Origin of the sequence: Paralteromonas sediminis (assembly GCF_003820355.1) — a bacterium.
Lineage (GTDB): Bacteria > Pseudomonadota > Gammaproteobacteria > Enterobacterales > Alteromonadaceae > Alteromonas_F > Alteromonas_F sediminis.
The window spans coordinates 133,085-156,472 of sequence record NZ_RPOK01000004.1 but is presented as its reverse complement, the minus strand read 5'-3'; the positions used below and the strand labels follow the sequence as shown (position 1 = coordinate 156,472).

21 protein-coding genes are annotated in these 23,388 nt (G+C 45.5%); 7 read left to right on the top strand and 14 right to left on the bottom strand.

The genetic code is table 11. The features are described 5' to 3' along the window. Window positions 1-76 precede the first annotated feature (76 nt). The 3 genes from DRW07_RS12860 to DRW07_RS12850 all read right to left on the bottom strand — a co-directional run bounded on the left by DRW07_RS12860 (window position 77) and on the right by DRW07_RS12850 (window position 5,028). On the bottom strand, window positions 77-2,248 hold the full coding sequence (locus DRW07_RS12860; protein ID WP_124028337.1) for a malate synthase G: 2,172 nt from the start codon (window positions 2,246-2,248) through the stop codon (window positions 77-79). Window positions 2,249-2,362: 114 nt separating this feature from the next. Next, the gene (locus DRW07_RS12855; RefSeq protein ID WP_124028336.1) at window positions 2,363-3,313 is read right to left on the bottom strand and encodes a LysR family transcriptional regulator; all 951 of its coding nucleotides are present in this window, start codon (window positions 3,311-3,313) and stop codon (window positions 2,363-2,365) included. A 122-nt stretch (window positions 3,314-3,435) separates the two neighbouring features. Next, entirely contained in the window at window positions 3,436-5,028 is a 1,593-nt protein-coding gene (locus DRW07_RS12850; RefSeq protein WP_124028335.1) for an isocitrate lyase, read from the bottom strand. A gap of 205 nt (window positions 5,029-5,233) precedes the next feature. Here DRW07_RS12850 and DRW07_RS12845 point away from each other — a divergent pair, with 205 nt between their 5' ends. Together DRW07_RS12845 and DRW07_RS12840 are read left to right on the top strand one after the other, a co-directional pair. After that, the gene (locus tag DRW07_RS12845; protein WP_124028334.1) at window positions 5,234-6,187 is read left to right on the top strand and encodes a chemotaxis protein CheV; all 954 of its coding nucleotides are present in this window, start codon (window positions 5,234-5,236) and stop codon (window positions 6,185-6,187) included. 87 nt (window positions 6,188-6,274) lie between these two features. Further along, complete coding sequence (locus DRW07_RS12840) at window positions 6,275-7,696, top strand: alkaline phosphatase (protein ID WP_124028333.1); 1,422 nt, start codon at window positions 6,275-6,277, stop codon at window positions 7,694-7,696. Window positions 7,697-7,702: 6 nt separating this feature from the next. Here the strand turns inward: DRW07_RS12840 and DRW07_RS12835 are convergent, their stop codons facing one another. The 11 genes from DRW07_RS12835 to DRW07_RS12785 form a co-directional block, all read right to left on the bottom strand. Continuing rightward, on the bottom strand, window positions 7,703-11,155 hold the full coding sequence (locus DRW07_RS12835) for a lipocalin-like domain-containing protein (protein ID WP_124028332.1): 3,453 nt from the start codon (window positions 11,153-11,155) through the stop codon (window positions 7,703-7,705). Further along, window positions 11,152-11,805, bottom strand: a complete 654-nt coding sequence (locus DRW07_RS12830) for an ABC transporter ATP-binding protein (RefSeq protein ID WP_124028331.1) — start codon at window positions 11,803-11,805, stop codon at window positions 11,152-11,154. The genes DRW07_RS12835 and DRW07_RS12830 overlap by 4 nt, the downstream gene beginning before the upstream one ends. 57 nt (window positions 11,806-11,862) lie before the next feature. After that, window positions 11,863-12,564, bottom strand: coding sequence for a VC0807 family protein (locus DRW07_RS12825; protein WP_124028330.1), 702 nt, complete (start codon window positions 12,562-12,564; stop codon window positions 11,863-11,865). 43 nt (window positions 12,565-12,607) lie between these two features. Beyond that, window positions 12,608-13,162: a rhomboid family intramembrane serine protease gene (locus DRW07_RS12820; protein WP_124028329.1), complete on the bottom strand. Its 555-nt coding sequence runs from the start codon at window positions 13,160-13,162 to the stop codon at window positions 12,608-12,610. An 18-nt stretch (window positions 13,163-13,180) separates the two neighbouring features. After that, the gene (locus DRW07_RS12815) at window positions 13,181-14,353 is read right to left on the bottom strand and encodes a glutathionylspermidine synthase family protein (protein WP_124028328.1); all 1,173 of its coding nucleotides are present in this window, start codon (window positions 14,351-14,353) and stop codon (window positions 13,181-13,183) included. Next, window positions 14,353-14,967 (bottom strand): DUF1190 domain-containing protein, encoded by a 615-nt coding sequence (locus tag DRW07_RS12810; RefSeq protein ID WP_124028327.1) that lies wholly within the window; start codon window positions 14,965-14,967, stop codon window positions 14,353-14,355. The genes DRW07_RS12815 and DRW07_RS12810 overlap by 1 nt, the downstream gene beginning before the upstream one ends. Before the next feature lie 10 nt (window positions 14,968-14,977). Beyond that, window positions 14,978-15,394 carry a DUF350 domain-containing protein gene (locus DRW07_RS12805; protein WP_124028326.1) on the bottom strand — a complete coding sequence of 139 codons (417 nt, stop codon included), beginning with the start codon at window positions 15,392-15,394 and terminating at the stop codon, window positions 14,978-14,980. 9 nt (window positions 15,395-15,403) lie between these two features. Beyond that, entirely contained in the window at window positions 15,404-16,054 is a 651-nt protein-coding gene (locus DRW07_RS12800) for a YjfK family protein (protein WP_124028325.1), read from the bottom strand. Then, the gene (locus DRW07_RS12795; protein WP_205665398.1) at window positions 16,055-17,113 is read right to left on the bottom strand and encodes a potassium channel family protein; all 1,059 of its coding nucleotides are present in this window, start codon (window positions 17,111-17,113) and stop codon (window positions 16,055-16,057) included. It lies immediately after the preceding gene. Between the two features lie 68 nt (window positions 17,114-17,181). Next, the gene (locus DRW07_RS12790) at window positions 17,182-17,862 is read right to left on the bottom strand and encodes a PspA/IM30 family protein (RefSeq protein WP_124028324.1); all 681 of its coding nucleotides are present in this window, start codon (window positions 17,860-17,862) and stop codon (window positions 17,182-17,184) included. A gap of 11 nt (window positions 17,863-17,873) precedes the next feature. Further along, entirely contained in the window at window positions 17,874-18,275 is a 402-nt protein-coding gene (locus tag DRW07_RS12785) for a DUF2170 family protein (protein WP_124028323.1), read from the bottom strand. A 203-nt stretch (window positions 18,276-18,478) separates the two neighbouring features. On the opposite strand from DRW07_RS12785, the gene DRW07_RS12780 reads away from it, so the two are divergent. From DRW07_RS12780 to secD, 5 genes are all read left to right on the top strand, one after another. Beyond that, a complete protein-coding gene (locus DRW07_RS12780; RefSeq protein ID WP_124028322.1) occupies window positions 18,479-18,736 on the top strand; it encodes a DUF6471 domain-containing protein in 258 nt (85 codons plus the stop codon). A gap of 153 nt (window positions 18,737-18,889) precedes the next feature. Continuing rightward, complete coding sequence (gene queA, locus DRW07_RS12775) at window positions 18,890-19,930, top strand: tRNA preQ1(34) S-adenosylmethionine ribosyltransferase-isomerase QueA (RefSeq protein ID WP_124028321.1); 1,041 nt, start codon at window positions 18,890-18,892, stop codon at window positions 19,928-19,930. A 122-nt stretch (window positions 19,931-20,052) separates the two neighbouring features. Next, window positions 20,053-21,168, top strand: a complete 1,116-nt coding sequence (tgt, locus tag DRW07_RS12770) for a tRNA guanosine(34) transglycosylase Tgt (RefSeq protein WP_124028320.1) — start codon at window positions 20,053-20,055, stop codon at window positions 21,166-21,168. A gap of 24 nt (window positions 21,169-21,192) precedes the next feature. Next, window positions 21,193-21,528, top strand: coding sequence for a preprotein translocase subunit YajC (gene yajC, locus DRW07_RS12765; protein WP_124028319.1), 336 nt, complete (start codon window positions 21,193-21,195; stop codon window positions 21,526-21,528). Between the two features lie 10 nt (window positions 21,529-21,538). Continuing rightward, complete coding sequence (secD, locus tag DRW07_RS12760; RefSeq protein WP_124028318.1) at window positions 21,539-23,383, top strand: protein translocase subunit SecD; 1,845 nt, start codon at window positions 21,539-21,541, stop codon at window positions 23,381-23,383. Window positions 23,384-23,388 lie beyond the last annotated feature (5 nt).

The window sequence follows — 23,388 nt, the reverse complement described above, 5'->3', positions numbered from 1 at the left end:
TTAACTGTAGTCGTTCCTGACGAAAATGAGAAATAAGCGCCGGGGCAATTGGCATACCCGGCATCTTATAAATGGTCTATTGTTGTGTTTGGGTGGCTTTCATTTTTTGCCGCATGGCATGAAGTAACGGCTCAGTATAGCCATTGGGCTGGGCTGTACCTTCGAAAATAAGGGCTCTGGCCGCTTGATAACCAAGACTGCTTTCGGGATTAGGCGTCATAGGAATATACTCCTTGTCCGTCTTGTTTTGTTCATCAACCAGCACGGCAAGGCGAGATAAAGATTCGTCTACTTGTTGTTCGCTTACTAGGCCATGTACCAACCAATTTGCAATATGCTGGCTGCTAATTCTGAGTGTTGCACGGTCTTCCATCAGTCCTACGTGGTTGATGTCTGGCACTTTCGAGCACCCAACACCCTGATGAACCCAACGGACCACGTAACCCAAAATGCCCTGTACATTGTTATCTAGGTCATTTTGTATCGCGTCATCGTCTAGCGGTTTGTCATTGAGTAAAGGAATATCAAGAATAGCATCAATGCCATCAAAATCTATTTCTGCTAACGTTTTCTGTACAGCAAACACATCAACGTCGTGATAGTGCAGCGCATGCAATGTTGCTGCCGTGGGCGAGGGAACCCAGGCAGTAGAAGCGCCCGACTTAGGATGGGCAACTTTTGCTTGCATCATATTGGCCATTTGATCGGGAATGGGCCACATTCCTTTGCCAATCTGAGCTTTACCCGACAATTCACACGCTAAGCCTGTAACAACATTCGCTTTTTCGTATGCATGGATCCAGGGACGAGCCTTCAACTCGGCTTTCGGGGCAAACGCACCGGCCAACATAGAAGTATGAATTTCATCACCCGTTCTGTCTAAAAAGCCAGTGTTAATAAACACCACTCTCTCACTGGCTGCAGCAATACAGGCTTTTAGATTAACACTTGTGCGTCTTTCTTCATCCATGATACCGATTTTTAGGGTATTCGGTTCCAAATCAAGCATGGATTCAATCTCACCAAAACATGCATTGGTAAATGCAACTTCTTCAGGACCGTGCATCTTTGGTTTAACGATATAGACACTGCCCGTTTTGGAATTCACGAACTTTCCGCGTTTGAGCAAATCATGTTTGGCGATCAATGACGTGATCACGCCATCCATCAGTCCTTCATAAATCGGGGAGCCATCCAGCAAAATTGCATCAGACAGCATGAGATGGCCTACGTTACGCACAAACATTAAGCTGCGTCCGGGCAAACTGAATGCTTCACCTTTAGGTGACGTGTAGACCCTATCATTATCCATAGTGCGCACAAGGGTTCTATCTCCCTTCGCTATCTTGGCTTCCAAGGTGCCGAGCATCAAGCCTAGCCAGTTTTGGTAAACGAGTGTTTTATCTTCTGCATCAACGGCGGCGACAGAATCTTCACAATCCATAATAGTGGTAATTGCTGCCTCTACGACGACGTCCTTAACGCCTGCTGTGTCAGTTTTACCAATGGCATGCGTTACATCAATTTGTATTTCTATGTGCAAGCCGTGGTGTTTAAACAGCAATGTCTCAGGTTTTTCGGGGTTCCCCGTATAGCCGACAAACAAATTCGGCGAACATAAAACTGTTTCCTGATGGGATGAGGTCACTGCAATTAATTTTGTCGATGCTACCTTGTATTGGCACACATCCGCGTGTGAAGCGTTTTCTAAAGGAATAATGGCATCAAGATAGGCCTTCGCTTTTTCTATAACGGCATCACCACGTTGCTTGTTATATCCTTTGCCAGGGGCTAATTCACCCTCTTGCGGGATAAAGTCTGTACCGTACAACGCATCGTATAAGCTTCCCCACCTTGCATTGGCTGCATTCAGCGCATACCTGGCGTTGTTTATAGGGACGACTAGTTGAGGACCAGCCATGGAGGCAATTTCCGGGTCAACATTATGCGTGGTTATTTTGCACTCAGTCGGTTGCTCAACGAGATAACCAATGGATGACAAAAATTGCTTATAGGTATTAATCTCAAGCGAACCTCCAGCTTTATGGTAGGCATCGATCTTGGCCTGGAGCTCATCTCTTTTGAGTAGCAAGGCTTTGTTTTTTTCCATGTTGTTGGCTAAGAATGCTTCAAAGCGTTGCCAAAATACTGCCTGATCGATACCCGTCCCAGGTAAAGCCTCGGTGTTTATGAATTCATCCAACATGCTGTCAACAGCAAGACGGCCTCTTTGAACGCGTGTTGTCATAACAACCCCTTTTGTTTTGTGTGACCAGGTAAAACGTAATGACCCTAGTGTAGGAGGCTTGGCGATAAATTTTTAATTTATGGTTTCTATTTCAATCATAAGTTTCATGAATGTTTAGGTTGGTTTATTTTGAATGGAATCTGCGACTTCGGTAATCAACCGTCGTAACCAGACATGGCCGGCATCGTGATGCAACAATGCACTCCAGGCCATTTTTAACGCGATTGGCGGAATGTCGAAAGGGGGGGCTTTCAGCGCCAGCCCGGGATCATCTTTGAAAATACTGGCTGCGCGAGTAGGCAGGGTAGCGACTAAGTGCTGATTTTTGGCCATTTGCAAGGCTGAATGATAATGTCGGGTAAAGACTCTAATATCCCGTTGCTTGCCTATTTTGGTTAGCTCTGCATCGACCCATCCGAGCTTTTGTACTTCATTCGGGTCGACACCCACGCCAACACCAAACCCCGTCTTACTGACCCAAATATGCTGACTGCTCAAATAGCTTTCTAAGTCAAAGTTGTCTACCAATGGATGACTAGCACTGATAACACATGAAAAAGTGTCGTACCAAATCACCTTTTGATGGAAGGATAGTGGCAGCTCTTCAAATCGATTGATGGCCATATCCACTTTTCCTTGTTCTACGTCGTGAAACGTAACATCACTGGGAGTTATTATGTCCAGTGTGATGTTAGGAGCAAGTGTTGACAGTCTGCCGATAAGTTCAAGCAGCAGCGTTGATTCTGCGTAGTCGCTGGCCATGATGCGAAAGGTTCTGTCACTCAGTGCAGGATCGAACTCAGTTTTCGGTTGAACAGCACTTTCTAGTTGACTGAGCACATCGCGCACCACGGGTTGCAGCTCAAGGGCTCTTTGCGTTGGGGTCATACCCTCGCTGGTTCTTACCAATATCGGATCATTGAACAATTCTCTTAAGCGCTTCAACCCATTGCTCATAGCAGGCTGGGTAATACTTAACTGGTTTGCCGCTTTAGTGACACTCCCTTCACGCAGTAATACATCAAGATAAACGAGGAGGTTAAGGTCAACTTTTGCAATATTCACAAGATTTGTCATCACGGTAGGATTTGTTATATCTAATGCGGTTTTGCCATGTTAGTCAATCCAGCGGCAATAAAAAAAGCTCCCGAAGGAGCTTTGCATGACTGACTGGTTGGGAAACCTATTTAGTCAAACTGATTCATGGTGTTGTCATCACCTGACGCTTTCAGTGCCTGGTCACCAGAGAAATATTCTTTGTGCGTATCACCAAGGTCTGAGCCAGCCATCGCCTGGTGTTTAACACAGGCGAGTCCCTGACGAATTTCCTGACGCTGTACACCGCGAACGTAAGCAAGCATGCCCTCTTCACCAAAGTAGCCTTTGGCAAGGTTGTCGGTAGACAACGCCGCCGTATGGTAGGTGGGAAGGGTGATCAAGTGGTGGAATATACCCGCTTCACGGGATGCATCTTTTTGGAATGTGCGCACTTTTTCATCTGCGGCCGCCGCTAGCTCACTGTTGTCATAATCGACCGACATAAGGGCATCACGATCGTAAGCTGATACATCTTTGCCTTCTTCTTTCCATGCGTCAAATATCTGTTGACGGAAATTCAGCGTCCAGTTAAACGACGGAGAATTGTTATAGACTAACTTGGCATTTGGTACTTTTTCCCGAATTGCGTTTACCATGGCAGCAATCTGGCCTACGTGCGGCTTTTCTGTCTCAATCCACAACAAGTCAGCGCCATGTTGCAAGGAGGTGACGCAGTCAAGCACTACGCGGTCAAAACCCGTATTGTCTTTAAATTTAAACAAGCCATTGGGCAAGCGAACGGGTTTAACTAACTCACCATTTTGTTTGATTACCAGGTCACCTTCATTGAGTGATGCGATATCGGTTACCGGTGACGTATCGAGGAAAGCATTGTATTGAGATGCTAAATCACCTTTAGACTGAGACACAGGAATTTTCTGTGTAAGGCCCGCTCCTAGAGAGTCTGTTCGAGCTACGATCACGCCATCATCTACACCCAACTCAAGGAAGGCGTATCGTACCGCATTGATTTTGGACAAGAAATCTTCATGTGGGACGGTTACTTTGCCGTCTTGGTGACCACATTGCTTGGCATCTGACACCTGATTCTCAATCTGAATACAGCACGCACCTGCCTCTATCATCTTTTTGGCGAGTAAATAGGTGGCTTCTTCATTACCAAAACCCGCGTCTATGTCGGCGATGATTGGTACCACGTGCGTTTCATAGTTATTGATTTTCGCTTCTATCTCGCCGGTATCCTGACCACTTGCTTTGGCCGCATCAAGTTGCTTGAACAAGTCGCCAAGCTCACGGGCATCTGCCTGGCGAAGGAAGGTGTAAAGTTCTTCTATCAGTGATGCAACGCTGGTCTTTTCGTGCATGGATTGATCAGGTAAGGGGCCAAACTCAGAGCGCAAAGCCGCCACCATCCAGCCTGAAAGGTATAAATAGCTTTTGTCAGTGGTACCCTGGTGTTTTTTCACGGAAAGCATTTTTTGTTGGCCGATAAAACCATGCCAACAACCCAGTGATTGTGTGTAACTGGACGAATCAGCGTCGTAGTCTGCCATGTCTTTACGCATTATGCCTGCGGTGTACTTAGCGATGTCTAGGCCGGTTCTAAAACGGTTTTGAACCACCATTCTTGCTGCATAGTCTGCATTTATCCCACTCCAGGGCGCACCTTGTGAAGCGGTAAGTGTAGTAAGGTGTTTTAAAGCATCTGTATATTGGGACATTGTTTTACTCCTCCCAGATGATGTGTAGGGCACATCGGTGTGTTTTGTTGTTATTTATAGTAGTCATTGCTTTAAATAATGTAAGTCTATGGTATTTATTTTTGGTATTCATGTCATGAATGATTGGCTGGCGTATTTAGTGCGTACGTTTTTTTCTTGAGTTGGCCTATACTAGGGAGAGCTTGCAAATGTGGAAGGGTGACAGATGAGCGGCGTACTTGCTTCCGTTGACCAAAGGACAAAACTTGTCGGGGAGAACCGGCTTGAACTTTTGTTATTCCGGCTTGGAACTCGGCATGTCTTTGCCATCAATGTCTTTAAGGTAAAAGAAGTCATCGGTGTGCCAAAAATGAATGCAATGCCAGGCTCTCACTCGCACCTGCACGGTGTCACTATGTATCGCGGTACATCTATTCCGATTATCAATCTGAACGAGGCCATCAAGCTTCGTACTAGGTCGGATATTGCAGAAGGTCAGGGCAATGTGATCATCACCGAGTACAACCGAAGTGTTCAGGGCTTTTTAATTGCAGAAGTGCTAAGTATCGTGAATACCTCATGGAAAGATATTCAGCCACCACCTAACTCAATCGGCAAGTCTAATTACCTCACTGCCATTACACAGCTTGATATCCAAGGTAAGCGTGAGCTGGTTGAAATTATAGACGTTGAAAAAGTACTAGCTGAGATTATCGATTACGATGTGCGTATCTCTGAAGCTGTGTTAGATCAGGATATTGTTCCCCATTTAAATGGGAAGACGGTATTGATCGTCGATGACTCCTCAACGGCCAGAAAGCAGATTAAAGATACACTCTCTCAGTTAGGTCTATCGTTCATTGAATGTTCAAATGGCTTACAAGCTTTGCGTTTATTGCAAAGCTGGGCTGATTCAGGAGAAAACATCTACGACAAAATCCTTATGATGTTCACAGATGCAGAAATGCCGGAGATGGACGGGTATCGGTTGACGGCTGAGGTGCGTGGCGATCCTCGAATGAACGAGCTTTTTATCGCGCTAAACACATCATTAAGTGGCAGTTTCAATCAGGCCATGGTGGAAAAGGTCGGGTGTGACCGTTTCATCTCAAAATTTCAACCAGACGGATTAGTTGAAGTAGTACAGGAGCGAATGGGCCAAATCCTCACAAACGATTAAAAAGAGGCTGGATGAACACAACTTTGTTGGTAAACTAGGGTCTTATGCAGCGTAAATAGTTTAAAAATAACCATCAAGGAAGTGTGCATGTTGTCGCGTACCCTTTTTAGAAATCTATCTGCCATCGTTTGTTTGAGCACACTTTGTTTGAGTACTTCGGTAGTTGCAGAGACTAAACCCAAAAATATTATTATGGTTGTTGCTGATGGCATGGGGCCGGCATACACCTCGGCCTACCGTTACTACCAGGACGACCCAAGTACACCTGAAGTGGAAACAACGGTTTTTGACCAATTAATCACAGGCAGAGCATCAACCTATCCGGCCAACGTATCTGGCTTGGTGACTGATTCGGCTGCTGGTGCGACAGCGCTTGCTGCGGGCATTAAAACCTACAACGGCGCTATTGGCGTTGATAAAGATAAGCAGCCCGTCAATACTGTTTTGCGCGAGGCCAAACGACGCGGATTAAGAACGGGCCTGGCGGTAACCTCACAAATTGTGCATGCTACACCTGCCTCTTACGTTACCCATAACGAGAGCCGCCGCAATTATGATGCGATTGCCGACAGGTTTTTTGATGATCGTATAGAAGGACAGTTTGTTGCCGATGTTATGTTAGGCGGCGGGACTGATTATTTTATTCGTGAAGACAGAGACCTGGTGGCGCAGTTTATCGACGCAGGCTATCAATACTCCGATGATTACAACAAACTGGCGACTTATCCGTCAGGTCAGAACGTGTTGGGATTATTTGCACCTGTAGGTCTTCCGTGGGCCTTGGATGACAGAAGAGAGAATCGTCTGGCGTTTTTGACCAAACAAGCAATTAGACATTTAGAAAATGAAAATGGATTTTTTCTTTTGGTTGAAGCAAGTCAGGTGGACTGGGCCGGGCATGCCAATGATGTGGCCAGTGCGATGGCTGAAATGCATGATTTAGCGATGACAATGGCTTTTTTACAAGATTATGTAGAAGAAAACCCAGATACATTAGTCGTACTGACTGCTGATCACAGTACTGGCGGCTTAACGATAGGCGCAGGCGGCGATTATCGGTGGGAACCGCTCTGGCTAAAAGCGATGAATGCATCGGCAGTTACTGTTGCACAGCAGTTTCCTCTGGAAGAGAACCCAGTTGAATATGTGAGTGAGACGCTTGGTTTTAGACTCAATGAAACTGAGGCGGAAGCGATTGTGGCTTTGGTCACCGAAGAGGACGTTAGAGCACGCCACAAAGGGGTGACTAAGATTTTGGATGAGCGCACGAACACTGGCTGGACTACGTCAGGACACACTGGCGTTGACGTTGAGGTGTTTGCTATGGGGCCTGGCCGCGCGTCTTTCCTTGGGCATATGGACAACACCGATATTGCCAAAAAGCTGTTCGCACTAATGACGAATCCCAAGCAGTCAAATATGTCGCTAAGTGATCAAACTGATAGTTCTGAATCTGATGGTGAGCAAGAAAATGACGTGTGCGACTTTAAAACCGACTGGCGCTGCTAAGCAAGATTAACACTGATGTTCAGGTTTGCCATAACCGGTGAGCTCCATAAAGCCCTCACCACTGTGGCTTCCCTGAACATTTACTCCACCTTCGTAATAGACGAATGTGCCACAATTCCATTGCGACCGCTTAAACGGTGTTATTTGTACTGACACTGATTTTTCGGGTATTGACAACACCCAGTCAAGCGGCACGTCATCATTTTTTGTCGGTGATAAAGAAAATACGTTTTGCGCGAGTTTTTCTGCTTGTCCGGAAGCACTTATATAGGTGCCGGTATAGAAGTCTGGTTTGTTTTCTATTCTCAACCTGAACACCATAATTTTGTCCCCAGAATCTAAGTGCAGAGAAAACCAATCCCATCCAAGCACGGTTTCATCAACCAACTGTGAAGTCCATTCGTGGTCATACCATGCGTTACCTTTCAGCGTTTTTGTTTCACCATTAATGATAGCCTTTGCTTTGGCAGATAGAAATGGGTAGCTGTAGTAATAGGAAACATGCGCACCGTTGGCTGACTTAGTACTTATACCTTGATCACCGTGAGTCACTACAGGCCCATTGTTTGCAATCTCAATATCTAATTCCGGACCTTGCCAGAAGTCCACGCTCAAGTTTGCTGGGAAGGGAGAAGCTGTTTGCCCCTGCCATAGCCAATTGTCCAGTTGGAGTGAAAAAGGAGATGAGTTAACCTGCAAATATGGCATGGTTGGTTCGGCAAATCGTTCTTCGAAAAAGTGCTCTTCAGGGGTGTGCAAGGAGGCGTGCGCCATATAAGTTTGCTCTCCTTGGCGGTTGAAACGAAACAATGTGTATTGAAATGGGTAGGGACGCTGCGTCTCATCGCGCAATACTATGGTTAAATACCACCACTCAAGCTGATATTCAGGGTGAGGAGCATGATCAGCAGGCAGTTTTACGCCCGTAAGTCTATCCACGTGTTCGTATTGATAATGACTCTGTGGAGATGAAACGTTAGCAAAAATTGATGTTTGCTTAGGCGCGGGGCTACAACCGCTTATCAACCCAGCACACAGTAAAAATAAACCTGCAAAGCCACTGGGCAGACGACGCGCAGAAGCGCGATAGAGCGAAAGCCAGCAGACTACCAGCATACCAATAAAACCACTTAACGCGATAAACCCAATCGCTGACGGTTTAATGTTTAGCGGGTAGGTCCAGCCAAAGGCATTAACGTTCACGATGCTGATTAGAACATGGGAAAGCACTAAACCCGCCGGTATTGCCAGTAGTGTAACAAGCAAACAAATGAGCGCAAACTGAGTGAAAACAGCACCTTGTATTACCCTAAACTGAATGCCTAACGCACTTAGTATGCGAATATGTCCACTCAGATGCCTACTTAACAAGGCTATGGTAATGGCAAAAGAGAGTGCGGAAATAATTAGCGCGACTACAGTCAGGCCGTCTGTGAGTATAAAGGTTCGGTCAAAAATTCCCATCGATAGCGAGAGTAAGCCTGACTTAGTGAGAAAAGAAGCATTAGGTAAAACAGATACCAGTAAGTGTTGGTAATCCTGCCATTTACCTGTGTCAGACATCACGGCTACAACATTGTCTAATTTGCCTGTACCTGCCAGTAATTGAGGTGCGACCAAGCCATTACCATTAGGGTTACCGTAATCGTAGTAGATACCCATAACAGATAGCGTGTGGGTCAGGTTCTCAATTACCAACTCAACGCTATCGCCAACGTAAACGTTGTTCCGATAAGCGAACTGCTGATTGATAAACAGAGCTTCACCTGTTTCAAAACGCTTCCACGGCTCAGTAGCACTTTTGTGGAACGTCAAACCCTCTCTATACTGCGGTGTAAGTGGGTAATCACTTAAGTTTATTGGCGTTTGATTGAGTAGCGCGGGTTTGATTCTACGGTAAATCAAGTTAACGCTGTCATCAACGGGCACGTTTTCAGGCTGGTCGGTGTATACGTAGGCAGGGGCTACGAGGCGTTTGCTTAACCAATCATTGGTCGCAGTTCTGAAGCTGTCTACCATACCAGTAAGGCCGATGATACAAACCAGTGAAATAAAATAGGCACTGGCAGCCAGTTTGCATCGGCTGGAAAGTGCTTCTCCACTTTTTAAAGACCAATGAAGTAAGGCGTTCTTTTTGTTGACCAGATGTGCGAATAGGCGGAAGCAAGTGGGTACTAGGGTAGTCATGACTATACAGCCAGCAAGAATAACGAGTCCAATGGCGGTGAGATCAGCTAGTTTAGTTTGAAAGCTGAAAAGTAGGTAACCGACAATACCAGTAGTAAGTGCTGTCAGTGCAGTAGTGTGCCATGACAGAGTATTGTTTGTCTGAACAAGCTCTGTTTTAAGCGCTTGTTTTAATGGTATGAAAGTGGCGATGGCGACACCAATTACGCAGAGCAAAACACAGAGTAAGGCTACAGAAATAAATGAAACTGAGTCTATAGAAAAAGGGGATCGTAAAAGGTTGGACAGGGTTGCGGTAATACCCGTATCAAACTGCGTAATTGCCCAAAATCCCAAAAGTACACCCAGTAGACTCCCTACAAGACAATAAAAACCGAGTTCAGTTATCAGGCCTACAGTAATGGCTTTTTTTGTTATGCCTAGTTTGTGTAAGTGGGAGATTGTTGTGTGACGGTAAGCCAATAGCATGGACAAGGCGTTGGTAACAATAAACAGACAAACTAGCACCATAAGCCCGCCCATAGCCACTAAGTGAAAAGAAAAGCTCTTACCCATTTCTACAGAGTCATTAGCTTGTATCACTTTTTGTAGTGATAAGTGTTTGGGAAGCATATCAGTAAGGGCCGAGAGCTCATCTGATGAACGTGGCATAAGCAGGTAAATGGCATTGACCTCTTGATTGTCGCTTTGTGGAAAAAGCGCAAAAAAGTCTCTCAAAGGCAGCGCAATAGCATAAGGTGAATTGGCTGTTAGTTGGGGCAGAGGCACATCTCCAACGATCAGAGGAGGGGTGTTTATTTCTGCACCTAAATCGGCGCTGTCTCCGTCTTTTATGTTGAGCAGAGCGGCGGCAGGTTTAGAAATACTGCCAAAGCCAATTGGCGGTAGTGCAGCTGTTGGCGCGCTATTATCGACAATAGTGTTTCTAAATCGGCTGTTTAGCAGGGGGTAAATATCGATGCCCCATATTCGGAACAGTTGCCCTTTTTTATCGAGGGTTTGCATAGTAACGGCAATACTGTCTATCACGCCCTGTTTGCGCAGTTCGCCGTAGTCATCCAGTGTTATTGGCTGGTTTGACCTCGACGTGATGGCATAACTTGGGCCGCTAGTTACTGGCTCTAGGGAAGATAAAGCGGCCTGATTAATGACCAAGACGCTGCTTAAACCTGCTCCAGCGGTGATAAGCGCAAAAAATACCAGTGCTATATAAATCCAGTGCTTTTTAGCGTGCAGAAAAAACAGCTGAAGGATAACAAAATAGGGTTTCATATTGGTTGCAGTGAACCCTGGTAAATCATCCGCGTTTCATCAGCGAGCTTAGCAACGTCCGGCGCGTGCGTAACAACCAGTAAACTGGCTGATGTTTCTTTGGCAAGTGCAAACAGTAAATCAGCCACTTTATTACTGGTATTTTCATCCAGATTACCCGTGGGCTCGTCAGCTAATATCAACGATGGACTATGAATAAGGGCTCTGGCAATGGCTACGCGTTGCTGCTCACCCCCAGACAGTTTGTCGATTGACGCCCTTTTGAGCGTTGTAATGCCCAAGGCCGCTAGAAGTTCATCAACACTGCGCCTAGGCGGGATACCCAAGTAGCGCGCAGGAAGTAAAATATTGTCCTCAACACATAAGCAATCGATCAGATTAAATTGCTGAAAAACCATGCCTATGTGCTCTGCCCGAAAACTGTCCCGTTTGTCCTCTGACATGATGGAGATAGTTTGGTCGGCAAGAAAAATACGACCGCTGCTGCAGGTGCTTAAACCGGCAATCATATTGAGTAACGTTGATTTACCCGAGCCCGAAGCACCCATTATGGCCAACGACTGTCCTTTGCCGAGGGACAAATTAATGTCGGAAAACAGAGGCGTGGGCGAATGGTCAAACTGCTTACTGACTCTTTCTACCCTGAGCATAATGTGTACTGTGCCTCTGTACTGTCTACTTAAGAAATATTTACGTAAAAAGAATGGCTACTGGTTTACAAACTTGTCAATATCTTCGCCGGTAAGTTTTTGTATTTGCGAAAACACATACCACAAAGCACCAACCAGTAAGATTGTGCTGGGTATAACAATGACGGGGTAACTCAAAGCCGTCATTCTGCCTAATTCTTCGGTATAGGCGGTTGTGCCTGGCTCACTGACCAAAATCATTTTGGCTAAGATGTAATTAAGTGCGGAAGACAAGAAAAACGAACCGGCGACAACGTATGAACTTAACGCTAGAACTTTAGAAAAGCCCTCTTGTGCGTTTTGTTCATCAAGCGCCTTATTCAAATTGGCCCAATTAATAAGTTGGTCATTTAGGATAAGAACCTTGACCAAGGGTTTATTGGTATATTGTGTGATCAGCACAGCAAGCCCAATTACACCGGGAATGGCAGCCTCTTTAATTGCCATATACTCTGCAGGAAGTTTTAGCAAACTGATCCCACCCGTGAGCAATACGCTTAAAATCCCCAGAATAGAAAATGCGTTTACTTTTCCAGACTGTTTTAAATCCCACAGGCCATAGCAGAGGGGAAAGGCCAGGGCGACAACTACGCTCCAGGCTGGCCCTAAATACGCTTCCGAGCTACCGTAACTCATAATGGCCACCGGGATAGCAATATTAAAGATTAAGTTGCCGAAAAAGCCCGGTCGTTGTTGCTGTTCTGTTTTTGTTTCAGTCATTTATTAAACGTACCATTTTACGGTTTTATAATAAGCTGGTTGATTATACGAAAAGTTTTTTCTGTTGTCCCTTAGCCCACAGTCTTGCTGCGACTAACCCCATGAAGAATCCGGCTAAATGAAACTCGAAAGAGACACCTGCACGAATGGGTAACACGCCCCACATCATAGAGCCATACACAACAGCGACACACAAGGACAGAATTATGAGCAAAGGTCGCCGGCTTAACCAGCCTCCAATTAAGCAGAACCCGAAGTATCCATAAACCAGACCGCTGGCGCCAATGTGGAAAGCAGGGCGGGCAAAGATCCAGACTAACAGTCCGCTGGTGACGATGATAAACAAGGTGATTTTCCAAAAACGCTTTTGCCCCCACTGCCAAACAATGACCCCTAACACAGCCAACGCAGAAAGGTTGGCAAGCAGATGACCGATACTGGCATGTAGCCAGGGGGCGGTGAAAATCCCGTATAAATGTGAGACAGAACGGGGAATAAGACCAAAATGGTTAAGACCTCGTCCTAACAGTATATTGACCAGCTCCAGTGCAATGAACGAAGCTAAAAAAAGCAAAAAAGGCTGTAATTTAGAAAACACTGCGTTCCTGCCAAAGAGTCAGTCTAAAATGATATGGGGTAAAAATCGGCTCATATCCTGAGTCACGGTTTGCTTGTCCTCACGAATCGACATACCGGCAGGTTGGTCATCTACTAACCAACTACCGATAAGGGTGTGATTATCACCAAATTGTGGAACCGGAGCGAATTGCTGATAGATAAACCCCTCTTCCCCGTATGGACCTTCTGATAGCATTTGCGTGTGACCAGTCGGCAGGTCAATAAGACTAATATTAGCGCCTTCCCTGGAAAGCAAAGGCTTTTTTATCCACTTACCAGACAAACCGGAGGATAGCTCATCTTCAAAATAGGCAGGCAGTAAGTTGGGATGGTCGGGGAAGAGCTTCCACAGTACCGGAAGTAGGGCCTTATTCGAGAGAATAGCTTTCCAAATCGGTTCTATCCAGCCAAGAGTTTGTTCAAGGAGCGGTTCAGCAAATTCTTCGCGTAACATGAACTCCCAGGGATAGAGCTTAAAACAGTCAACAATGGGCCTGTCAGCTAAGTCAGTAAACACGTCCGTGTCGGCAATACCTATGTCTTCTATGTAGACGAAGTGGTTTTCAATGCCTGCTTCTCGTGCACAATCCTGTAGGTACTGCACCGTCCCCCTGTCTTCTTTTGTGTCTTTACAACAGGCAAAATGTAATTGGTCAATCTGGTTAATATAGGCAATTTCTTTAAAGCGCGCGACGAGCTTTTCCTGTAATGAGTTGAATTGATCAGCTGCCTTAGGAATATTTCCAGCGTCCACTTCTTGCTCTAGCCATAACCACTGCCAAAAACCAGACTCATAGAGAGATGTTGGTGTATCTGCATTGTTTTCGAGCAACTTAGCGGGTGACTTGCCGTCATAGACAAAGTCAAGTCTCGAGTAAAGACTCGGATCGCGATGCTGCCAGGAGTCGCGAACAGCATCCCACGCCGTGGCAGGGATTGCAAAATGGCGCAGAACAGACTCATTGTCGAGCACAAAGTCTACCGCTGCCAGACACATCTGATGAAGTTCGGCGGTAGGGTCCTCTATATCCTGTTCTACTTGTTTGAGAGAGAACTGATAATAAGCACTTTCATCCCAATAAGGCTCGCCGTACATGGTATGAAAATGAAAGCCATATTCTTGTGCTAACTTTTTCCAGTGCGCTCGCGGAGGGTGGGGAACGCGAAGCATTACCCTCCCCAACTGCCTTTTCGAGAGCTGCTGCCCCAAGAGGATTTAGCCCTTACACTGCTGCCAAAACCGCCTCGTTTCATCGTGCGATTTACGGTTGGCTTTGGTTTATAGATATCCTCTCTAACTTTGTATTTACGTTTGCGAATGTCGCCGTCAAATACGTAACCATCGGCCATTATCCATCTGGAGCGGAAAGGACTGTGTCTTGAATAAGAGGTGTACATGGGCTGGGTATAATAACGTTTTGGTGAGAGCAGGTTACTCACCATATAGCCCGCCATAAAAGGAATAAAAACGCCGCCTGTGTCGAGCTGACGACACTGATTTGGGCCAAACTCATACTCACAATCATATTCTGTAGAGAACCGCGGCCCCGTCCTTGCTGCTTCAGTTAAGGCATCTTGATAAGCAGATCGACACAAGTCCGCTGCAGAGGGGTAATCGTCAATACAGTCTTCTACAGAGGTGTAAATGTTTGCTTCGGTTCTATTGTCAGCACAAGCACTTAGCATCACTCCGGACATCCCTACAATCAGTGGTTTTAGGGCGAAGGACTTGCGCATTTTTGAAAGGTCTATTCCTCGTGTACGCTTTTGATTTGTTGCGTCCATGATCGCCCCCTTAGTAGGTCATACAAGCCGCGTTAAGCAGGCCCACTGACACTGACATAGCGGCCAGCATGGTGCCAGCAGATACTTCGTTGTTGTTAATGCGTTCTGCGATTTTTGGCATAAAGGTAAATCTCAAAAGTGCAAATGCCAGAGACTGAGCAATAATGGCAACGCCACCCCATATTGCAAAATCGACGAGACTGACAGAATTCGCTGCGGCACCAGACAGCGCGATGGCAAAACCAATTAATGCACCGCCAAACCCAATGGCAGCCGCGGTATTTTTATCTTCTTTAACCAGCTTCCATTCGTCGTGCGGCGTCACGAAGGCATAAACGACTTTGAAAACAAACAAAAAAGCCACCGAGATAGCGAAGTAAAGTGCAAAGTTGCCGAGCCCGGCGATTGAATCGTATAAAGCGTCCATATTGTTTCCTTAACCATTTATTCTTATATCAGCAGGCTGAATATCAAAGCCAGTACTGATGACCAAACATCTATCGGCGTTATTACCAATAATTTTCTCTTCACCTACCACCAAAAGCGATTCTGTTCTGTCGTCATCAAGTGGACGTTCATAAAGCATCATAAATTGGTCAGTTTCACTCGTATCACCGTCTTCTTCGAAGGTCTTTTCCGTAACAGCTACTGGCGGGGAAACCTCGCCAACTGCATTCCAAACACGTGTGAACTCGTTCCCGTCAACCTGATAAGTAGGCGTGGAAATGGTATGGTTCAGTGCTTGCGTCCATTGACTGTCATTACCAATTGTTTGCGTATCATAGAAATACCAGAGCTTTACATCAGTAATATGGTTTTCAGTATCACCGCCGTCAAGAATGATTTGTAAGAACGCATCATCGTCTGTGTAGAACCGAAGCATCTTGCCGCCAGAATCCAAATGGGCCTCGCCTACCGCTTGAATAAGGTGATGCGAAGCGGGCTTTTCTATGGTGAGCTCAGGAGTAATCAGTTTGAGTTTAAGTTCGTCTAGTTCAAACGAACCACCTAAGTAAAGTCCCATTATTTGGGGGGACTCAGGTCTTGATGGCTTTGCGGGTTTGCTACCAAACAGTTTTGAAAACATTTACGCCTCCGAGGCAATGCGCTGCCACTGAATATTATTGACACGCTCATCAGCAATATAAAATAGTTTGTCGCCTGGCTGAATAGTGTCAGTGAATGCGGGATTGACTTTCATTTGTCGATAGCTGCCTAGTGGTGCAATGCTGATGAGTATTGCGTTGTAGTGGCGCTTCAAGTTCACAAAAGCCGTTTCTACCGACATGGTGCCTGTATCGTCGGGTACGGTAATTGAGTACTGCGCCTGTCCATCTTCTACATTCAATAAATCGTGATGTAATATGCTTGAGCCTGGATCAAAAGCTGATTTAGCTAACATTTCTACTGCAACACTGGGCGTGCATTCGACATTCGGGCAGTGGGTTCTTAGCAGGCCAACTAGTGTATCATCATTAAAATAGGCGACTTTATGTGCATCTGGATTTCGGCTTGCGCAATACAGCGCGGTGGTCATGGTGACATCGTCCTGCGGATTATCAATAAGAATGGTTCTCGCTTCTGCTACTTTTGCTCTGTCCATGTCAATATCGTTATTGAAGGATTCGACGCGAACAAACTCAACCTTTCCTGGCATGGGGTTTTCAATATCGGCTTTCACACATAGTACAATTTCTGGCTGTTCGTAAGAGGTATCCCGTTCTCGCAATAACAAATTTAACAATTGAATCGTGCGCTGCTCGTTCCATCCTATCACTAAGATATGCTCAGAAACCTGGAGTGATTTCATACCTTTAAACCCTTTTCTCAACTGAAGTGAAACCCATGCTGCAATCTTCCCAATAACCCAGGCGAATAGCGACAAACCAAAAGGGATGACGTAAAGTGCAACGATCCATTTTCCGGCAATACTCGACGGCGAGTAGTCACCGTATCCTACGGTTGAGGCAGTGACGGTAAGCCAGTAGACAAAATTGCCGTCAGCAACAATGTCTTCTTCTCCGGCCCAATCTAATAACGCAAATGCCACAAGCCCATACAAGAGCGTGAGTATAAAAATGGTCGACCAGTTAGAGTTGGCGAAGTAACGCAGCATGACTTTGCGAACTTTAATCCAAGGTGCCATTTTGCATCCCTACAGAGTAAACATTGGGGATATCATGTCAGACTACCCCCAATGCATTCAAGTACTTACTATTTTCCAAGGATACGGCTAAGTTCATCATCGGCAGATGCCTGGCCACCCTTTATCCCCGCTGCTGCCAGACGCGATTCTAAATCGTCTGTCGACTCAGCCTGGGCTAACTCCTCGGCGGCTTCCAGTTCTGCCCCTTTCAACTTTTGACGTTCCTGAATTCGCGACAGAGATTCAGTAGCAGTTTTCATCTTGCTGTTTGCACCCATGTGGCGCGACGAAACGGAAACCTGAGCCTTTTGAACGGTTTCTGTTGCCTTAACCATATCAACCTGTTGCTCCAAGCGACGTAAATTAGCCTTTGCCTGGTCAATATTGGCTGCCAATTGCTTCTCTGACGTGCGAAACTGATCAAGGTAAGTCTGTTCGCTATCACGCTGAGCTCTCAAGTCTGCCACCTTCTGTGCGCAATCAAGCGCCAATTGTCTATCTGAGTCGGCTGCTTTGCGAGCGTGCGCCTCATATTCAGCAATAGACTGATCAAAGCCGTCAATTTTCTGCTGTGACAATTTACATTTGGCCAAAATTTGCGTGCGTGCGTGATCCGACTTGCGAAGCTCTTCTTTTGCTTCTCGAATTTCCTGTTCAAGAATGCGAATAGCTTGCCCGTCAGCAACAGCTTGTGCTGCTTCAGTGGCACCACCTTTAACTGCAGTAATTAATTTTTTCCATACAGACATATCCGTCTCCTCTATTCACTCAATGCGTGTAAATGACCTTCGTAAGCGTCTAAAAACGCCGCGACATTTTGAAATAAGCTGGCAATTTCAATTTCAATACTCTCTGCCTTTGATTGCGAGCTAAGCGCACCGAAAGCAACATAATATTCTTCGTTGTCGATAGTCGAAATTCCTACAGTTGTTAACGGAAACAACATGTGTGTAGACAAAATGTCGTGATTTAACGCGCCTTTGTCTTTCACCTGTGCTGCACTAAACAACACACTTTCAACCACTATCTGTTCACCGCTTACGGCTAGCCATGCATCCAGCCCATCACTGTTTGCAATCAGCAAACAATCGCCTTCATGCGTTACTACGTAATCGTCTTTGTTTTTTAACAAGTCTTCCAGCTGTGCTAATTCCCACGCCATTTTTATCTCCTTCACCGTGTTGATGTGATACCTGTATGAAAACTTAACATTACCCTTCTGGTACCAGCATGCAATGGAATTATGACTAATTTTCAAGATCAGCCTAGACGTAAGAGATAAATACGTCAATAATAAATACAATCCGAATGTGTAAAAAAATATGTTTTTGTAAATTATAATACCCAAATGTGTAGGATTTTTAGATGTGGCGAGAAACGGTTTCAAGAATTATTAAATCAGAAATGTCTGCCAGAGGCGTCAAATATCAGGATCTCAGTGATCGTCTAAAAACACTGGGCATTCAACAATCAGCAGATAATTTGCGCAACAAGATAAATAAAGGCATTCTTGGCGCCGATTTGTTCGTTCAGATATTATTATGTCTCGAATCACAAGCGTTGGATATGGTGCGGGTAAAAGGCATAACCGAGGATGTAAAAAAAAATGCGCCCAATAAATGAGCGCAAATAGAGCGATAAGTGCCGGGAGGGCAAATATTCAGTTTCTCCGAGAATAGAAGTAAAATGACCACGCACCAAGCTTTTAACGTATCAAAAACGCGTCTAGCGTATTTTTTTTAATACCAATCTTTTAATGCAGGCCAACTTTTAATCATGAAATTGTCAGATTTTCATTTTGATTTACCCGAACATTTAATTGCTAAATATCCAACCGCCCAACGAACAGCCAGTCGGTTACTCACTTTGGATGGGAATACGGGAAAAGTTGAGCACAAGGCCTTTACTGATTGCATAGACCTTTTACAAGAAGGTGACCTTTTAGTGTTCAATAATACAAAAGTTATTCCTGCCAGAATGTTAGGAAAAAAAGAAACTGGCGGGAACGTTGAGGTGCTTGTTGAGCGCATCACCGGAACACACGAGTGCGTTGCGCATGTGAGAGCTAGCAAAGCACCAAAGGCTGGTACACATCTTATTCTTGAAGGCACCGTCAATGTTAAAGTGACGGGTAGGAGAGATGCTTTATTTGAGCTTACATTCGAAGAGAAAGACTCAGTATTAAGTCTTCTCGAAAACTATGGGCATATGCCGCTTCCTCCCTATATTGACAGACCAGACGAAGATGCTGACAAAGACCGATATCAAACGGTATACAGTAAAGAACCAGGTGCAGTTGCTGCGCCCACAGCCGGACTGCATTTTGACAAAGATATACTAAAAAAGCTTGAGGAAAAAGGTATTCAACAAGCTTTTTTAACGCTGCACGTGGGCGCTGGCACGTTTCAGCCTGTGCGGGTTGACGACATAACAACGCATAAAATGCATGCAGAATTCGCTGATGTTCCGCAAGATGTCGTAGACAAAATTGTCGCAACAAAAGCGGCCGGAAAGCGGGTGATTGCAGTGGGAACGACCTCGGTTCGCTCGTTGGAGACGGCAGCCAAAGTCGCCGGAGATCAATTAATCGCCCCTTACTGTGACGACACAGATATCTTTATTTATCCGGGGTTCGAATTCAAAGTTGTTGACGCTATGTTCACAAACTTCCATTTGCCTGAGAGCACCCTAATGATGCTTATTAGTGCTTTTGGCGGTTATGACAACGTGATGCAGGCCTATCAGCAAGCCATTGCTGAAGAGTACCGCTTCTTCAGTTACGGAGACAGTATGCTGATTTCTCGGAAAACTGCGTAGGAAAAAGCCACTAACTAGAAAAAAGTTGCTATACTCCGTGCCCATTTATACGAGTAAGCTGAATTAACTGTGAATGTGAGTATGTAAACCGGCTCACGTATCACCATAGCGTTTTGAATTATATGCAATTTGAACTAGACAAAACTGATGGAAAGGCGCGCCGCGGGCGTCTTGTCTTTGACCGAGGTGTGGTAGAAACGCCCGCATTTATGCCGGTGGGCACTTATGGCACTGTGAAGGGGATGACGCCTGAAGAGTTAGCGGATTCCGGTGCGCACATTTGTTTGGGAAATACCTTTCATTTGATGCTTAGACCTGGCACAGGCATCATTCGCGAGCACGGCGATCTGCATGATTTCATGCATTGGGACAAGCCCATACTTACTGACTCCGGTGGCTTTCAGGTGTTTAGTCTGGGAGACTTGCGCAAAATTACTGAAGAGGGTGTGACTTTTCGTTCGCCAATCAATGGTGAAAAAATCTTGCTCACACCAGAGAAATCCATGGAAGTGCAGCGAGACCTAGGTTCAGATGTTGTTATGATATTTGACGAATGTACGCCTTATCCTGCAACGGAACAGGAAGCCAGGCTGTCTATGGAAATGTCTCTTCGATGGGCCAAGCGCAGTAAAGACGCACACGGTGACAACCCTGCGGCTTTGTTTGGGATTATTCAGGGCGGTATGTATGAGAACCTGCGTGATGTTTCACTGGCTGGCCTAGAAGACATAGAATTTGACGGTTATGCCATAGGTGGATTGTCTGTAGGTGAACCGAAAGAAGACATGATCCGCATTATTGAACATACGGCGCCAAAAATTCCAGAAAATAAACCGCGCTATCTGATGGGAGTTGGAAAGCCCGAAGATATTGTCGAGGCAGTGCGTCGCGGCATAGATATGTTTGATTGTGTTATGCCAACACGCAATGCGAGAAACGGTCATTTATTCGTCACAGAAGGTGTCGTTAAAATCCGCAATGCCAAACACAAAACAGATACGCGACCGTTAGATGAAAATTGCGACTGTTACACTTGTAAAAATTATTCTAGGTCATATCTACACCATTTGGACAAGTGCAATGAAATATTAGGGGCACGTTTGAATACCATTCATAACCTGCGCTATTACCAACGTGTGATGGAAGGGTTACGTGACGCTATTGATAAAGGTGAGCTCGATGCATTTGTTGAAGAGTTCTACGCCAACAAAAATATGCCGGTTCCGGCACTATCATAATTAAAACGAGATTCGGGGAATACCATGGATTTTTTTATTTCTAATGCTTATGCGCAAACAGCGGGTGGTCAACAAGGTGGCGGGCTTGAAATGCTCATTATGTTGGCTGTTTTTGGTTTAATCTTTTACTTTCTTCTTTATCGGCCTCAGGCAAAGCGAGTAAAGGAGCACAAAAATTTGGTTTCTTCTTTGAGCAAGGGCGATGAGGTATTAACCCAAGGTGGGTTGGTTGGAAAAATCACTAAGGTGAGCGACGACAAAGACTTTATTGAAGTATCTCTGAACGAAAGTAACAATATTGTCGTTCAAAAGTCCTCGGTGACTGCTGTATTGCCAAAAGGCACCATGAAATCTCTGTAAGGAACACACTGTGTTAAACCAGACTTCTATTTGGAAGGTTCTCATCACGGTTTTTGTTGTGGCAATGTGTGCATTATACGCATTGCCCAACATTTATGGTGAGGATCATGCCGTACAAATTTCTGCAGGTCGTGACGCACAAGTCACTCAAAGCACAGTCGCAGAAGTTGAAACTACATTGAAAGCGAATGACATCGCTATCAAACGATTAGAGTTTGAAAATGATCAAATACTCGTTCGCGTTTCTGATTCAGATACGCAATTAAAAGCGCGAGAGCTGCTTGAAAAGCAGCTAGGCGATGATTTCTTCGTTGCCATGAATTTAGCGCCGGATACACCAGCGTGGTTAGAAGAGATTGGCGGCACGCCTATGAAGCTAGGCTTAGATCTTCGTGGCGGTGTTCACTTCCTCATGGAAGTGGATATGAATGAGGCCATAAATAAGGCGTTAGAGGACGCCGTGGGTGATTTCCGCACAGCACTTAGAGAAGAAGGCTTGCGATATCGCACGGTCAGACAAGTCGAAGAACATGTAGACATCGTTTTTCGCGATGAGGAAACGCTTGATAGCGCAGAGTTCTTTCTTCGAAATCGCAACAGAGATTTAACCTTCACTGAGCGTGATGGATTGGTGCTTAGGGCGTCTTTTTCTGAGGCGCGTTTGGCAGAAATTCGCGACTACGCGGTTAAACAAAACATTACCATTATTCGCAACCGTGTTAATCAGCTTGGTGTTGCTGAGCCGCTTGTGCAAAAGCAGGGTGCTGAACGCATTGTGGTTCAGCTTCCGGGTATTCAGGATACGGCAAGAGCCAAAGAAATCCTCAATGCTACGGCGACTCTTGAGTTTAGGATGTTGGACCAGACAAATGATATTCGCGATGCACTGAATGGGCGTGTGCCTGCAGGTTCACAAATTGTTGAAGATCAGCAGGGTGTTCCGCAATTGCTTGAGAAGCGCATCATGCTTACGGGTAACCACATTATTGATGCCAATAGTGGCGTAGATGAGTACGGTATTTCTCAGGTTAACATTTCGTTGGATTCGGAAGGCGGAAACAAGATGTCACGTGCAACACGTGGCAATATTGGACGCCCTATGGCAACGGTATTTATTGAGTACAAAGCCACCGATGAGCGTGACGAAAACGACAAACTTGTTTTTGAGAAGCATGAAGAGGTGATTAGTGTTGCCACCATTCAGGCGCAGTTGGGTAGTCAATTCCGTATCACAGGTTTGGACTCACCAAAAGAAGCACGAGACTTAGCGCTGCTTCTTCGCGCAGGTGCCCTTATTGCCCCTATACAGATTGTTGAAGAACGGACTGTTGGGCCGAGTCTGGGACAGGAAAATATTGATTTAGGTATGCAAGCCATCATGTGGGGCTTGGCCGCCGTACTGGTCTTTATGCTTATCTATTACAAAGCGTTTGGTGTGGTAGCTAATGTAGCTTTGTTAGTTAACCTGGTCATGATAGTCGGCATTATGTCCATGATCCCTGGCGCAGCCTTATCGCTTCCGGGGATGGCAGGTATTGTCCTTACGGTCGGTATGGCAGTAGATGCAAATGTGCTGATATTCGAGCGTATACGCGAGGAACTGAGGGACGGAAGAAGCCCTCAACAGGCCATTCATCATGGCTATGACAGTGCTTTTAGCACTATCCTTGATGCCAATATTACTACCTTTATCGCAGGCATGATCCTGTTTGCAGTAGGTACCGGGCCAATTAAAGGCTTCTCAATTACGTTGATGATTGGTATTTGTACATCCATGTTCACCGCTATCCTGTTTACCCGTGTTCTTGTTAATGCGGTCTGGGGTGGTCGTCGTGTTGAAAAACTGGCAATTTAAGGGGT

Bases quoted from the DNA above. Each gene is read 5' to 3' on its own strand.
- DRW07_RS12860 (WP_124028337.1), bottom strand. From the start codon at position 2,248: ATGACAACACGCGTTCAAAGAGGCCGTCTTGCTGTTGACAGCATGTTG.
- DRW07_RS12850 (WP_124028335.1), bottom strand. From the start codon at position 5,028: ATGTCCCAATATACAGATGCTTTAAAACACCTTACTACACTTACCGCT.
- DRW07_RS12845 (WP_124028334.1), top strand. From the start codon at position 5,234: ATGAGCGGCGTACTTGCTTCCGTTGACCAAAGGACAAAACTTGTCGGG.
- DRW07_RS12840 (WP_124028333.1), top strand. From the start codon at position 6,275: ATGTTGTCGCGTACCCTTTTTAGAAATCTATCTGCCATCGTTTGTTTG.
- DRW07_RS12835 (WP_124028332.1), bottom strand. From the start codon at position 11,155: ATGAAACCCTATTTTGTTATCCTTCAGCTGTTTTTTCTGCACGCTAAA.
- DRW07_RS12830 (WP_124028331.1), bottom strand. From the start codon at position 11,805: ATGCTCAGGGTAGAAAGAGTCAGTAAGCAGTTTGACCATTCGCCCACG.
- DRW07_RS12825 (WP_124028330.1), bottom strand. From the start codon at position 12,564: ATGACTGAAACAAAAACAGAACAGCAACAACGACCGGGCTTTTTCGGC.
- DRW07_RS12815 (WP_124028328.1), bottom strand. From the start codon at position 14,353: ATGCTTCGCGTTCCCCACCCTCCGCGAGCGCACTGGAAAAAGTTAGCA.
- DRW07_RS12810 (WP_124028327.1), bottom strand. From the start codon at position 14,967: ATGGACGCAACAAATCAAAAGCGTACACGAGGAATAGACCTTTCAAAA.
- DRW07_RS12805 (WP_124028326.1), bottom strand. From the start codon at position 15,394: ATGGACGCTTTATACGATTCAATCGCCGGGCTCGGCAACTTTGCACTT.
- DRW07_RS12800 (WP_124028325.1), bottom strand. From the start codon at position 16,054: ATGTTTTCAAAACTGTTTGGTAGCAAACCCGCAAAGCCATCAAGACCT.
- DRW07_RS12795 (WP_205665398.1), bottom strand. From the start codon at position 17,113: ATGGCACCTTGGATTAAAGTTCGCAAAGTCATGCTGCGTTACTTCGCC.
- DRW07_RS12790 (WP_124028324.1), bottom strand. From the start codon at position 17,862: ATGTCTGTATGGAAAAAATTAATTACTGCAGTTAAAGGTGGTGCCACT.
- DRW07_RS12785 (WP_124028323.1), bottom strand. From the start codon at position 18,275: ATGGCGTGGGAATTAGCACAGCTGGAAGACTTGTTAAAAAACAAAGAC.
- DRW07_RS12780 (WP_124028322.1), top strand. From the start codon at position 18,479: ATGTGGCGAGAAACGGTTTCAAGAATTATTAAATCAGAAATGTCTGCC.
- queA (WP_124028321.1), top strand. From the start codon at position 18,890: ATGAAATTGTCAGATTTTCATTTTGATTTACCCGAACATTTAATTGCT.
- tgt (WP_124028320.1), top strand. From the start codon at position 20,053: ATGCAATTTGAACTAGACAAAACTGATGGAAAGGCGCGCCGCGGGCGT.
- yajC (WP_124028319.1), top strand. From the start codon at position 21,193: ATGGATTTTTTTATTTCTAATGCTTATGCGCAAACAGCGGGTGGTCAA.